The sequence below is a fragment of the Spirosoma sp. genome (assembly GCF_026391055.1).
In the GTDB taxonomy this organism is placed as follows: Bacteria; Bacteroidota; Bacteroidia; order Cytophagales; family Spirosomataceae; genus Spirosoma.
Genome location: NZ_JAPLET010000022.1, coordinates 198,069 through 211,649, shown reverse-complemented (window position 1 = coordinate 211,649; position 13,581 = coordinate 198,069). Strand labels below are relative to the sequence as shown.

Sequence of the window (13,581 nt, the reverse complement as noted above, 5' to 3'; positions counted from 1 at the left end):
ATTAAATACGAAGAGCCTTTTATCAGCGTTAATTTTCTGCCAACATTAAAAGAAAAGTATAACCTGTTCAATAGCCCGGTCTACATCATCCCTTTTCCGATCGGGGGAGTCGAATCGGTTAAATGGCTTAAGCTCAATCACAAAGGTTTCTTCGACCTCATTGGCATCAATGGGTGTATAAAGCTTGTAGGCCGTTACTTTCACCGGTAATAATCCATGCCTGGCTTTAAAACGGGTCAGAAGGGAAGCCAGTAAACTTTCAATATCTTGTTCAGCAACGCCATCGGCCGGCACAAACCGAACTTCGGCATGATTGCGGTCGACCAGGGTTTGTTCTCCGGGTGAAAAATGCCCTTCGCAGCTTGAGAATGTGCGAACTAGCCCGGTTTTGTTCAGGGCATCGACCAGCGGGCGGATACGGGGTTCAATGTCTTCCATCACGGCTCTCCGTCCAGCAACGCTACTTCATCGGCTTCATTCATTCGATGTTGGCGGGTTTTTCGGTGCTGATGCCATAGCCAGCCAATATAGGCCACGGCCACCAACGACAACACACCCGATACGGCAAAGGACGCATCGATACCGGCTTCGCCCTGAACGTGGTTCAACAGCCAGCCCGCAGCCACAGCCCCTAGTCCGATACCGGCTTCGAGGGCAATATACATGGTGGCCATGGCCCGGCCCCGCGTTTTTTCGTTGCTCAGATCGGCCGTCCAAGCTGTTACCGTCGGCGAATTCATCCCCCACGACATACCATAAAAAACGGCCGACACCCAGAACATGAACGGCGACTGGGTAATAATCAGTAACACCATAGATACGGCCAACACCACCGTCGAAATAAACAGTACGGGCAAGCGGCCATACCGGTCCGACGATTTGCTGAACACCAGCCTCACCACCAGCGAAGCCACGGTATAGACCGTAAAAAACAGGCCTTTGTTGGCGACACCCAGCGAGGTGCTCAGTCCCGAAACAACTGTCAGGATAACGCCCGATGAGAACGACTGTAACAATAAAACCAGGAAGGGCGGCAGAGCATTCCGGTCAAAAATCTCATCTTTCTTCAACCGTAACAGCCCAAACCGGAAGGGCTGTGGCTTGGGCAGCGTCTCAGTCATTTGCAACAGAATCCCAATCGACAACAGTGCAAACGCCGAAGACGTCCAGAACATGACGTTCATGGAATAATCATTGGCTAACCAACTGCCAATGGCGGGTCCCAACGACATACCCATGGCTGTAAACAGCCCCAGTGTTCCCATGGCCTCACCCCGGCGGGTAGCCGGTACAATATCCGCTACATAGGCCGAGGTAGCCGTGGGTTTGGTGCCCGTCGAAAAGCCGTGAATCAGCCGTAGCGTCAGAAAACCGCCCACTGTGAGCAGATATGGGTACAGGAAACCACACAGAAAACAAACCAGCGACCCGAACGCCATTACCGGCACCCGGCCGACAGTATCGGTAATTTTTCCGCTGAACGGGCGGGATATCCCCGCAGTGAAGGTGAACAGAGCGATGATCCAGCCGATGTACTCCTGTCCACCCAGCTTTGTCAGGTAAGCAGGCAACTCGGGAATCATCATCTGAAAACTGGCCGAGAATAAGAAATTACTAACGCAGAGTAGCCAGAACGAAAACGTGTAGAGCGAAGGGCCGTGTGACACACGGCGCCTGAAAAGAGAAGAAACGACCAAAACGACCTGATTTTGTTCACTCAAATTTACAACGCTTTTAACAAGCGACCTAAAGTCAGGCATGAAGACAGGTTTAATTTCCTAACGGGGGTTGTACGCTTATAAACCCCCGTTAGGAAACAAAGCCTACCCTTCTACCGCCTTATTTAGGTTCTGGGGTGGCGTTCCCGCCATCGAGTACAAAACGCCACTGTCCGTTTCGCTGGCGTTTCCAGACGGTTACGTAAACCCCGAACTGTGTTTTTCGCTTACCAGAATTGTCTTTACTGGTTAGCATCCATTGACCGAAGGTGTAACCCAGTTCGCCCGACTGCGCAGCGTCGGCTTTAAGGACCTGCCAGGTCAGTACCGAACCATTGGGGGGTATTCGGCTCATCTGAGAACGTATGGAATCGAACCCAACGGTCGGTGCGGCTCCATCATTCAGTTTAATGGCATCATCGGCGGCATAGGTAGCGAAAGCTTTGGCCAGCCCCTGCTTTTCGGAGAGCATACTGAAATTCTGGTCGGCCTCCCGAATTTCATCAATGGCTTTCTGCCGCACGGCAGCCGCCGGATTCATACTTCGTGGGCTATCGACGCGGGTACGACAGGAGACAACGAGCGCAATACAAAGTAAAAGAAGGAATGCACGGGTCATTGGTAGTAGCTTAATTCAGATTTGGCGTAAATTTGCGCAATCTAAAGTGAACAAAGCAAAATGAATAAATAATTTCAGGCAATAGGTGACAACCGATGGTCGGTTATAATCGCCAATAGCCAAGCGTCTTTATTCATTATTTACATTTTCGTTATGTCGCGCAATTTGCAAATCGGTCTGTTCCTCACCGTATCCATCCTCTTAACGACTTTTACGTTTTACTTCTGGCAAGTGTTCAGAAGCCCGAATCTGCTGGTTCAGGACAATGATAAAACGTTCGCCTTACTCATTCCGAAGGGCGCTACCTTCGAGTCGGTAATGGATACGCTTAAGACCCACAAAGTTATCAATGACGAAACCTCATTCCGCTTTCTGGCTAAGATGATGAAGTACCCGGAGCGGGTTAAAGAAGGGCGCTACGAGATAAAACCCAAGATGGGTAATCGCGAGGCCCTGGTCAAACTGCGTAGTGGCAGTCAGGATGCCATGCCGGTAACGTTCAACAGCATGCGCCAGAAAAGCGACCTAATTCAGCGGCTGGGCAGCAAATTTGAATTTGGCCCCGATGCATTGGGTAAATTGCTCAATGACCCGGCCACCTGCCGGAAGTTCGGCTTCGATACCACGACAATTGTTTGTCTGTTCCTACCTAATACGTACGAATTTTTCTGGACCATCAAGCCCGAAGCGCTTCTGGAGCGGATGGGCACCGAATACAAGAAGTTCTGGAACTACGAGCGGCAGGCCAAAGCGAAAGCATTAGGCCTCAGCCAGACCCAAACCCAGATTCTGGCCTCTATCGTAGCCGCCGAAACCAACAAACGCGATGAGCAGCCCCGCGTGGCGGGTGTGTACCTGAACCGTCTCAAACGCGGCATTAAACTCGAAGCCGATCCAACCGTAATTTTTGCCCTGCGTGATTTTACCATTCGCCGGTTGTTGAACAAACAACTAACTGTCGATTCGCCTTACAACACGTATCGGTATACCGGTTTACCGCCGGGGCCAATCAACCTGCCGGCTCCGGCAACGATTGATGCGGTACTGAATGCCGAGCAACACGATTACCTCTATTTTGTGGTAAACGCCAGTTTCAACGGCTACCATACCTTCTCAAAGACACTGGCCGAGCACCTGGCCAATGCCCGCCTGTATCAGCAGGCCCTTACTCGAATGCAGATTATGAAATAGTATAATGATTACTTACGACGTTACAAATATCCGGGTTCGTTATTACGACACGGATCAGATGGGCATAGTTTACTACGGCAATTATGCCCGTTTTTATGAGATTGGCCGGGTTGAAGCCCTTCGAAATCTGGGGCTAAGCTACAAAGCCATTGAAGAAAGCGGCATTTCGATGCCTGTGTATGACCTGAATTCCCGATTTATCCGGCCCGCCAAATATGATGATCTGCTGACCATACGAGTCTCGATTCCGCAGATGCCCAAGACCCGGCTTATGTTCGCCTATGAGATCTTTAATCAGGAGGGGCAGCTTCTCAATACGGGTCAGACAACCCTCGTTTTTGTTCGTACCGAAACAGGCCGTCCTTGCACGGCTCCGGCAGAATTAGTGGAAGCAACCAAACCTTTCTTTGATCAGTAGGTTCAAAATGAAGTAGTAAGTGGAAAAAAGAGCCTATGTTCGATACGTTAATGAGTATGAAGCTGATGCGAAACATCCGCGTCTGGCTGCATCAGCATCATCCTTTCAACTCCCGCATTACCTGGTATTCTTTTCTAAAAAAGATGCTGGCTCAGATTACGGACAACAACACCAGTGAGCGGGCAGCTTCTGTCTCCTATAGTCTTATTCTGGCGGTTTTCCCCACGGTTATCTTCTTCTTCACGCTTATCCCTTTCATCACCTTTATTCCAAATCTGGAAGAGCAGATCATGGGCTTCTTCCGCGAGGTTCTACCGGGAAATACGTTCAGTAGTGTCGATACAACCATTCGCGACATTGTCAGCCGCCCCCGCAGTGGTGTGCTTTCCTTTGGCTTTTTGCTAGCCTTATACTCGGCCACGAGTGGTCTTGTGGCGCTCATGCAGGCCTTTAACTCCTCCTATCACTCGGACGAAAGGCGGGGCTTTTTCAAAGTCCGCCTTGTAGCCATCGGTTTAACCTTTACGCTGGCCTTTGCCCTGATTTTAGCCATCGTCGTGTTAATCATCGGGGGCATTATCAGTGATTATCTCCTTCATTTCGGGCTGCTTAACAATGCACTCTTTATTAATTTACTGGCCATTACACGTTATCTTGTAGTGTTTGCCGTGTTTGTCGGCACAGTTTCTGTTATTTATCGATACGGTCCGGATGTTCGCATGAAGTGGGTTTTTATTACGCCCGGTGCCGTTACGGCCTCTTTACTTATCGTGCTTACAACCCTTGGCTTCTCGTATTACGTCTCGAATTTCGGCTCGTATAACAAGGTTTATGGCTCCATCGGCACCCTGATTGCCCTGATGATCTGGATAAACCTTATTTCTTTATTACTCATTCTGGGCTTTGAGATGAACGTAGCCCTTTATAATCTGGAAGGTGACAGAAGCCCCGATGTAGCGGCTAAAACGACAAACGCCACCCCTGAAATTTGAGATGACGTTTGTGAAACCTAACCCATAAATGATAAAGCACAATATTGGAATAGCCCCTCAGTAAGCACCACCAAACATGTTCATTATAACCATAGGCCAAAAGCGTGCCAACGTTGAGGTTCAATTCGGTATCTGCTATTTCGTACCCGTTTACTAAAAACATTCATTCAAGCAGTAACAAATAAGTCTTAATTTGTAGCTTTAAATAAACTGGTGTACTTACAACTTATACTGTCAACGATACACACCGCCGGCTTTTTATATGGTTACCGTTACCGGGCAGTCTAGCCCACTTCCAATGAGTCCTTTTCTCAACCAAATTAAGCCTTGGGTGAGTGTCATATGTATTTCTTACAACCACGCGTCCTATGTTGAACAGGCACTTCAATCGGTTGTCGATCAGGATTATCCAAATGTCGAGTTAATTGTCATCGACAATGGCAGTATCGATCGGTCAGCCGAACTCATTGCCCGGTTTACCGAGCGGCATTCCGCCATTCGATTTATCCAGAATCCGGTTAACGTTGGCTTAAATCGGGCATTCAATCAGGGATTGGCGTTGGCCGAAGGGCGTTATGTGGTTGATCTGTCGGCCGATGATGTATTGCTTCCGGGTCGGCTGTCAAAACAGGTTGCACAGTTTGAAAAACTGGCCGGCCCTTATGCCGTTGTGTTTTCCAATGCGGCTTACATTGATCGCAGCGGTCGCGAAGTGGCCCTGCATTATGCCGTAGATGCTAGTGGGCATGCGCGCTTGCCGGTACCATCAGGTAATGTGTTCAAGCCAATTCTGGAGTCTTATTTTATATGCACCCCAACCATGATGATGCGTCGGGACGTTCTGAATGAACTGGGCGGCTACGATGAAACCCTGGCCTACGAAGATTTTGACTTCTGGGTCCGCTCGGCCCGGCTCTATCATTATGCTTATCTGGATGAAGTGCTGACCCAGAAACGCCTTACACCCGATTCCCTTTCGGCCCAGATTGTTTATACGAATACGTCCCTGCTGTACTCCACACTGGCCGTATGTTACAAAGCCTTCGAGCGGTGTGTTACCCCCGATGAATTCCGGGCCCTGGCCGGACGCGTCAGACGGTTTATCCGAAAAGCTTTTTATGTCGAACAATTTGATCTGGCCCTTCAGTTTGGCGACCTTCTCTACCATATTGAACAACCGGATTGGCAAAGCAAGCTGATTTTAGGCCTGAGCAGGCTCCATCTTCCGGTCAATAAACTATACCGGCATTACCTCAAGTGGAGCCCGGTATTTCATTCGGCGAAACTGGATTAACCCGTTTGTAGTTTATAGCGTGTGGTTTTCCTCCCTGTTAACGAGTAGGCTCAGCCATAAACTGTAAATCACTACGTCCTGCTATGTCTGCCGAATTCATTAAGCTTTACCCCAGGAACCCCGATCTTCGTCGTATAGAGCACATTGTAAAGGCCCTGCGCGATGGCGCGGTTATCATTTATCCAACGGATACCATCTACGGGATGGGGTGCGATATCCATAATACACGGGCCGTTGAGCGGGTAGCACGCATCAAAGGCATCAAACCGACTAAGAATGATTTTTCTTTTATCTGTTACGACCTGAGCCACATTGCCGATTATGCCCGGGTGGGAAATCAGGCCTTCAAACTGATGAAGAAAGTATTGCCCGGCCCCTTCACATTTATCCTCGAAGCAACCGGCAGTGTTCCCAAAATACTGAACTCCAACAAGAAAACGGTCGGTATCCGGGTGCCGGATAATGACATCCCCCGCCAGATTGTTCATGAGTTAGGGAACCCAATTATTACTACCTCCATTCGCGACGAAGACGAGATCATCGAGTACTCGACCGATCCCGAGCTGATTTTTGAGAAGTTCCAGAATCAGGTCGACATAGTTATTGATGGAGGCTATGGCGGCAACGTTGCCTCAACCATTGTGGATGCGACAGACGATAACTTTTCCATCATCCGGCAGGGACTAGGTGAATTAACGCTTTGAAAAGTTACAAGAAGACTCTATACTTGCACCGTAGGGTTAGCATTCCTTCTCGTAAGGATGTAACCCTTTTTTTATGAATCACATCTTATTTACCTAATAAAGTATGCGCTTATCTTTAGCTGCGCTTTCAGTATTGACGTTATGTCAACTTTCCAGCTGCTCAACACAATCAAAAGACGAATCGTCAAAGACTGGTAAAATTGCTCTCGAAGCGTCCGCTAAGAGTCCGACAACGACCTCTTCAGCCGATTCCACTGAAGCCCCCAAGGAAAAGCCTGTAGCAACTGCCCGACCTGCGGGAGCCGTTTCTACCGGCGATTCCACTCTCGATTCGCTGACCTTTGCTCCGCCTGCCGGTGCACTGCTTCCCAAATACCGCATCTTCGCTTATTACGGTAATCCGCACTCAAAAAAGATGGGTGTATTGGGAAAATACCCGAAAGACGAAATGCTGAAACGACTGGACGAGGAAATTAAAAACTGGCAAAAAGCCGACCCGGCAACACCGATTCTACCTGCTCTTCATTTAGTTGCCACATCAGCACAGGGGGCGCCCGGAAAAGATGGTGGTTATCGGATGCGAATGTCAGATAAGACCATTAAGAAAGTGCTTAAATGGGGAAATGACCATAAAGCCATCGTTTTTCTGGATATTCAGCGGGGGCACGCCCCCCTCGGCCCCGAGATGGAGTACATGACCAAATACCTCAAACTTCCCTTCGTTCATTTGGGTATAGATCCGGAGTTTTCGATGGTAACAGGAGCCAAGCCGGGTACGAAAATTGGGTCGTATGATGCTGCCGATGTTAATCAGGCGGTCAAATTTTTGAGCCGGATCGTGAAGGAAAATAATCTGCCTCCAAAAATTCTGGTGGTTCACCGCTTCACGCAGGGCATGATCAAGAACTATAAAAATATTAAACTCGACCCAAATGTCCAGATTGTTATGGATATGGATGGTTGGGGACCACCGGTACTCAAAAAGGATTCTTACCTGGCTTATATTCAGAAGGAGCCCGTCCAATACACAGGCTTCAAGCTGTTTTACGAAAACGACTTTCGCAAGCCCGGCTCCCGAATTATGACACCAGCCGAAGTGCTGGCGTTAACACCCAAACCCTTGTATATTCAGTACCAGTAACGCATACAGCTCATAAAACGAAAAGGAGACCCGCTGGGTCTCCTTTTCGTTTTATGAGCTGACCAGCACAGTCTGTGACCAGGCTCAACGCCTTCCTGGATGGCTCTTGTTCTGACCTGTTATGCATCCTAACAATACACGCTCACGACGTTAAGCTGAACATGTTCAGGTAGCCAGTGGGTGTTTCGTTTCATAGCCCATAAAACAAAACGGCCCGGTCATTGACCGGGCCGCCTGCTTAAATACAAATGTTATTAACGATTCTCAACCAGTGCTTTGAACTCGTCAACAGTGATCTCCTGCGACACAACCGTTATTTGTGTTTTCGTGTATTCAATCACTTTATCGTCATACACCCGATTGAACGTATTGGTGTAGTTCTGTCCATTGTTTTTCTCATCCATCAGGTAGTTGCGGGCGATACGGTCGATGGTTTTGTTCATCTCCTCATCTTCGCTACCCATGAATCCAAACTGCTCCTGAACCATCAGACGCGTTACAGCCAATACTTCGTCGAACTCAACGTTGATATCGGCTTTTTCGGCAATCTTATTCTTGATCAGTTGTAGCTTCACCGACTTCGTGAACTCGTCGTACTGCTCATCGATCTGCTCAGGGGTAAACTTACCTTCGTTTACTTCCAGCAACCAGTTCTTCAGGAACTCGTCGGGCAGTAAAATCGGCGTGTTGTCGATCAACGTTTTCTCAATGTCAAGCCGCAGCAATTGAGCCGACTCACGACCGTAGTTTCCTTTAATGATCTCGGCGACTTTGGCACGGAACTGTTCTTCGTCAGACACAGCACCAACACCCAGTACTTTATCGAAGAACTCCTGGTTCAGTTCAGCAGGCTCATGGCGGGTAATGTCGTCAACCTCAAAGGTAAACTCTCCGGCCAGCTCGGCAGCTTCTTCTTTCTTTACACCCGTTGCGTTGGCCCGTGCTTTCTCGTCGGGGAAAGCCTGCTCCAGTACGAACGTCACAACATCACCTTTTTTCTTACCAACAAACTGACCTTTGGCGTCTTCGGCCATCTGGTTCGTTGGGAAAGCTGTTTTAGCCGAGAACTCGCCATCAACTTGCTTCAGTTCGCCGTAGATGGTATCGCCATCATTCACTTCTTCACCATGAGCATGGTTGTGGAAACGCTGCTGAAGATCGGCAATGGTTGAGTTGATTTCGGTTTCACCAGCCTGAATTTCGTATTGGGTTACGCTTGGCAGGTCACTGAAGTCGATATCGAATTCAGAAGCCAGTCCTAACGTGTAGCTGAAAGCAAAATCAGATTGATTATCCCAGTCGATAGCATCCGCTTTCTCCCGATCGGGGACGGGATCGCCAACAACCTGGAGTTTGTTTTCGCGGATATACTGACTAACGGTTCGGCTCAGCATCGAGTTGATTTCGTCAACCAGGATGCTTTTTCCGTACATTTTCTGCACAAGCGAAGCCGGAACGTGACCAGGGCGAAACCCTTTCAGTTGCACCTTACGGCCGTAATCTTTCAGCTTCTTATCTACTTCGGGCTTATAATCGGCCGGTGTCAGCGTAATTTTCAGCGAGGCATTGGTATCGCTGGCTTTTTCTAGGGTAATATCCACGTTTGTATCGGTTTAAAACTGAAAGAGCGAAAGCGTGAAACCGAGCCGCCGGAGCGGAGCGAAAAGCGAATTGTTATAGACAACACTCTTTCGCTCCGCTCCGGCGGCCCGGTTTCACGCTTTCGCTTTTAAACTTTAGTACGGGCGGAGGGACTCGAACCCCCATGCCTTGCGGCACCAGATCCTAAGTCTGGCACGTCTACCAATTTCGCCACGCCCGCATTTTGATGGCCTGAACAGGGAGAATCTGTTCGCTGAATGTGTAATGACCGTGGGTCGTTACCGACATTTCAGGGTGCAAAAGTACAAAAAAAAATGAATGTGTCAAGCATTTTCTTGCAAGGTTTTATTTTTAGCAAGTTTTCCGCCCTTTTTCGATTAATAATTTGTTAACTTGTAATAAGAGTACAACCTAAAGGCGATTACTGCAACAAAGCCCACTATGATGAATGCCATCGAGCATCAAGCCAATAATACAAGCGAACCCATTATTGACCTGGAACTGGAGCGACAGGAAATCCTGAAGCGCTATCGCCGGTTGTTGCGGGCCGCCAAACCTATGCTCAAAGGTGATGACGCCAAGCTGATCAAGAAAGCGTTCAACACCTCTGCCGAAGCCCATAAGAATATGCGACGGCGATCGGGCGAACCTTATATCTATCATCCGCTGGCCGTTGCCCAGATTGCCGTCGAAGAAATAGGACTAGGAACAACCAGTATTGTAGCCGCCCTTCTGCATGATGTTGTTGAAGATACGGATACGACCATTGCCGATATTGACCGGGCGTTCGGGCCGAAGGTGGCCAAAATAATTGATGGACTGACCAAAATATCCGGCTTCTTCGAATACGGAACTTCTCAGCAGGCCGAGAATTTCAGAAAGATGCTTCTGACGCTGTCGGACGACGTGCGGGTTATTCTGATCAAACTCGCCGACCGGCTGCACAACATGCGAACGCTAGACTCCATGCCCCGCGATAAGCAGTTGAAGATTGCTTCCGAAACGATTTATATCTACGCTCCGCTGGCTCACCGGCTGGGTTTGTATACCATTAAGTCGGAGCTGGAAGACCTGTATCTGAAGCATGTAGAGCCCGAAGCGTATAAAGACATCGCAAAAAAACTACGCGAAACACGGTTGGCACGGGATCGGTTTATCGGTCGGTTTATCGAACCTATTGAAAAAGATCTGGCCGAAACGGGAATCAAATACATAATCAAAGGTCGTCCAAAGTCGATTTATTCGATCTGGACCAAACTGAACAAATCGAAAAAACCGTTCGAGGAAATTTATGATCTGTTTGCCGTCCGGATTATTCTGGATGTGCCTCAGGAAGAGGAAAAAGCCGCCTGCTGGCGAGCCTATTCCATCGTAACAGACCATTACAAACCCAACCCCGACCGGCTGAAAGACTGGATCAGCACCCCGAGAACCAACGGGTATGAGTCGCTGCACACGACTGTTATGAGCCGGTTAGGTCAGTGGGTTGAGGTGCAAATCCGAACCGAGCGGATGAACGAAATTGCCGAGAAAGGTTACGCAGCCCACTGGAAATATAAAGGTAACGACACCCAGACTGGCGCGGGCATTGAGGCCTGGATCAGTCAGGTTCGGGATATGATCGAGTCGGCGGGTAGTGGCGACAAAAAAGCTGCGATTGAGTTCGTCGATGATTTTCGGAGCAATCTGTACAGCGAAGAGGTTTTTGTGTTTACGCCCAAAGGTGACCTTCAGGTACTGCAACGGGGGGCCACCGCGCTCGATTTTGCCTTCGACATTCACACCCAGATTGGGGCACGGTGCATGGCCGCTAAAGTCAATAATACCCTCGTGCCGCTGAGTTATGTGCTGCAAAATGGCGATCAGGTGGAAGTGATCACCTCTAACCGGCAGAAACCCAGCGAGGACTGGCTTCGGTTTGTGGTTACGTCGAAAGCTCGGACCAAGATCAAAGATTTGATCAAGGAAGAGAACAAACGGTTCGTGACCGACGGCCGTGAGTTGGTAAACAAAAAACTCCGCGTGCTGCGCATGGAGATGACCAACGAAGTCATCAACCAGCTACGCGCTTATTTCGGCTCCAAAACCTCAGATGATTTTTTCTACCGCATTGGTAAAGGCCACATTGATGTTGGTGAACTGAAGAAGTTCAAATCGGATAAAGAAGCCAAAGAGAACCGGGCGAATAAACTGAATACCGATGCGCTGCCCGACGCCAAGGCGTTTGTTAAAGAACTTAAGAAAATTCACGGCGAACGCGCCGATGCCGACATGCTCCTCATTGGCGAGGACATGGACAAAATCGATTATACCCTTTCAAAATGCTGCAACCCGATTTCGGGCGACGACGTTTTTGGGTTCGTGACGATCAATGACGGCATTAAAATTCACCGGGTCACCTGTCCTAATGCCGTTGAACTGATGTCGAACCACGGCAACCGGATTATCAAAGCAAAATGGACCTCCCAAAAAGAGCTTGCCTTCCTGGCTGGTCTGCGCATTACCGGTACGGACCGGGTTGGCTTGATCAATGATGTAACACGAGTGATCAGCAATGAGCTGCATATTAACATGCGCTCTGTGGCGATTGACTCGAAAGACGGTATCTTTGAGGGAAATATTCGGCTCTACGTTCACGATACGAGCCACCTCGAAATCCTGATGCAGAAACTCGAACGCGTTCAGGGTGTCTTTGAAGTGGTTCGGTTTGATTCTTAAAAATGATGACTTCTGAATGATGAATCCTGAAAGCTATTCTCCAAAGCTGTTCAGCATTCATCATTCATCATTACTTTTGTCTTATGCCTGCTCCGACGCAAACAAATTTAGACGCTGCTCAGATGATTTTTCGGGCCTACCTTGAGCGGAAGGGTCTCCGGAAAACTCCCGAGCGGTTTGCCATTCTTGAAGAGATATATAATCGACAGGACCACTTCGATGTGGACGAGTTGTATATCTCGATGAAAAACAAAAAATACCGGGTTAGCCGTGCTACGGTTTACAATACCCTGGATGTACTGGTTGACTGCGATCTGGTTACCAAACACCAGTTTGGCCGTAACCTGGCCCAGTACGAAAAATCGTACGGTTACCGGCAACACGACCACATCATCTGTACTGATTGCCATAAGGTGATGGAATTCTGCGACCCGCGCGTCCAGAATATACAGAACATGGTAGGTGACATGTTAAAATTTAATGTCATGCACCACTCCCTGATTTTCTACGGCTCCTGCGCCCGCGACATATGCGAAAACAGACAGATTGCCGAGAAAGACCAGCAAGGGCGGTCCGTCGATACGGTTCAGGTTCCGGTGGAAGGGTAAGTTTTTGACCCATGATGTAGTACCAATTAATAGACATACATCATGATCAATACACCATATATCCTACATTAGACATCCTCAACTATGCAGCTTGCCCAATTGAATATCTCCAGAATGCTGGCACCGGACATTAATCATCCGATTATGGCTGATTTTGTTAACCAGCTAGATACAATTAACAAGTTGGCAGAACAAAGTGACGGGTTTATCTGGCGGCTCACTGGCGACGGAAACGATGCCACCAGCTTACGACCATTCGACGACGAGCGAGTTATCGTAAATATGTCTGTTTGGGTTTCGCTGGAACAGTTACAGACCTTTGTTTTTAAGAGTCCGCATACACGAGTCATGAAGGACCGGCGAAAGTGGTTTGAACAGCCAGACCAGATAATGACGGTTCTGTGGTGGATTCCGGCTGGTCACATACCATCTGTTGATGAAGCGAAAGAACGACTCCAGCTTCTAAATTCAAACGGACCTGGCCCACTGGCATTTACGTTCCGGGATGTTTGGCCAGCACCGAACGTGGATTTTGACACAAGTAAAGAATTAGCGTAACCATAGCCGTATCAACGG

General features: G+C 48.7%; 13 protein-coding genes and 1 tRNA gene. 9 read left to right on the top strand and 5 right to left on the bottom strand.

Annotated elements, in window-relative coordinates; genetic code table 11:
• Positions 1-45: 45 nt before the first annotated feature.
• The 3 genes from NT073_RS16060 to NT073_RS16050 form a co-directional block, all read right to left on the bottom strand.
• Complete coding sequence (locus NT073_RS16060; protein ID WP_297375372.1) at positions 46-438, bottom strand: hypothetical protein; 393 nt, start codon at positions 436-438, stop codon at positions 46-48.
• On the bottom strand, positions 438-1,760 hold the full coding sequence (locus NT073_RS16055; RefSeq protein WP_297375370.1) for an MFS transporter: 1,323 nt from the start codon (positions 1,758-1,760) through the stop codon (positions 438-440). Before NT073_RS16055 ends, NT073_RS16060 begins: the two co-directional genes overlap by 1 nt.
• A 79-nt stretch (positions 1,761-1,839) precedes the next feature.
• Positions 1,840-2,337 carry a DUF4440 domain-containing protein gene (locus NT073_RS16050; protein ID WP_297375369.1) on the bottom strand — a complete coding sequence of 166 codons (498 nt, stop codon included), beginning with the start codon at positions 2,335-2,337 and terminating at the stop codon, positions 1,840-1,842.
• A gap of 153 nt (positions 2,338-2,490) precedes the next feature.
• Between NT073_RS16050 and mltG the strand changes: the two genes are divergently transcribed.
• The 6 genes from mltG to NT073_RS16020 all read left to right on the top strand — a co-directional run bounded on the left by mltG (position 2,491) and on the right by NT073_RS16020 (position 8,077).
• Positions 2,491-3,528, top strand: coding sequence for an endolytic transglycosylase MltG (gene mltG / locus NT073_RS16045; protein ID WP_297375367.1), 1,038 nt, complete (start codon positions 2,491-2,493; stop codon positions 3,526-3,528).
• Positions 3,529-3,532: 4 nt separating this feature from the next.
• Complete coding sequence (locus NT073_RS16040) at positions 3,533-3,946, top strand: thioesterase family protein (RefSeq protein WP_297375365.1); 414 nt, start codon at positions 3,533-3,535, stop codon at positions 3,944-3,946.
• A gap of 35 nt (positions 3,947-3,981) precedes the next feature.
• Complete coding sequence (locus tag NT073_RS16035; protein WP_297375363.1) at positions 3,982-4,938, top strand: YihY/virulence factor BrkB family protein; 957 nt, start codon at positions 3,982-3,984, stop codon at positions 4,936-4,938.
• A gap of 298 nt (positions 4,939-5,236) precedes the next feature.
• Positions 5,237-6,232, top strand: a complete 996-nt coding sequence (locus NT073_RS16030) for a glycosyltransferase (protein WP_297375361.1) — start codon at positions 5,237-5,239, stop codon at positions 6,230-6,232.
• A gap of 83 nt (positions 6,233-6,315) precedes the next feature.
• A complete protein-coding gene (locus tag NT073_RS16025) occupies positions 6,316-6,936 on the top strand; it encodes an L-threonylcarbamoyladenylate synthase (RefSeq protein WP_297375359.1) in 621 nt (206 codons plus the stop codon).
• Between the two features lie 103 nt (positions 6,937-7,039).
• A complete protein-coding gene (locus tag NT073_RS16020) occupies positions 7,040-8,077 on the top strand; it encodes a hypothetical protein (protein WP_297375357.1) in 1,038 nt (345 codons plus the stop codon).
• A gap of 254 nt (positions 8,078-8,331) precedes the next feature.
• Here the strand turns inward: NT073_RS16020 and tig are convergent, their stop codons facing one another.
• Together tig and NT073_RS16010 are read right to left on the bottom strand one after the other, a co-directional pair.
• Positions 8,332-9,678: a trigger factor gene (gene tig / locus NT073_RS16015; protein ID WP_297375355.1), complete on the bottom strand. Its 1,347-nt coding sequence runs from the start codon at positions 9,676-9,678 to the stop codon at positions 8,332-8,334.
• Positions 9,679-9,817: 139 nt separating this feature from the next.
• Positions 9,818-9,899, bottom strand: a tRNA-Leu gene (locus tag NT073_RS16010).
• 221 nt (positions 9,900-10,120) lie between these two features.
• Between NT073_RS16010 and NT073_RS16005 the strand changes: the two genes are divergently transcribed.
• The 3 genes from NT073_RS16005 to NT073_RS15995 all read left to right on the top strand — a co-directional run bounded on the left by NT073_RS16005 (position 10,121) and on the right by NT073_RS15995 (position 13,563).
• Positions 10,121-12,397, top strand: a complete 2,277-nt coding sequence (locus NT073_RS16005; RefSeq protein WP_297375353.1) for a bifunctional (p)ppGpp synthetase/guanosine-3',5'-bis(diphosphate) 3'-pyrophosphohydrolase — start codon at positions 10,121-10,123, stop codon at positions 12,395-12,397.
• An 83-nt stretch (positions 12,398-12,480) separates the two neighbouring features.
• A complete protein-coding gene (locus NT073_RS16000) occupies positions 12,481-13,005 on the top strand; it encodes a transcriptional repressor (protein ID WP_297375351.1) in 525 nt (174 codons plus the stop codon).
• Positions 13,006-13,089: 84 nt separating this feature from the next.
• Complete coding sequence (locus NT073_RS15995; protein WP_297375349.1) at positions 13,090-13,563, top strand: DUF3291 domain-containing protein; 474 nt, start codon at positions 13,090-13,092, stop codon at positions 13,561-13,563.
• Positions 13,564-13,581: the final 18 nt, after the last annotated feature.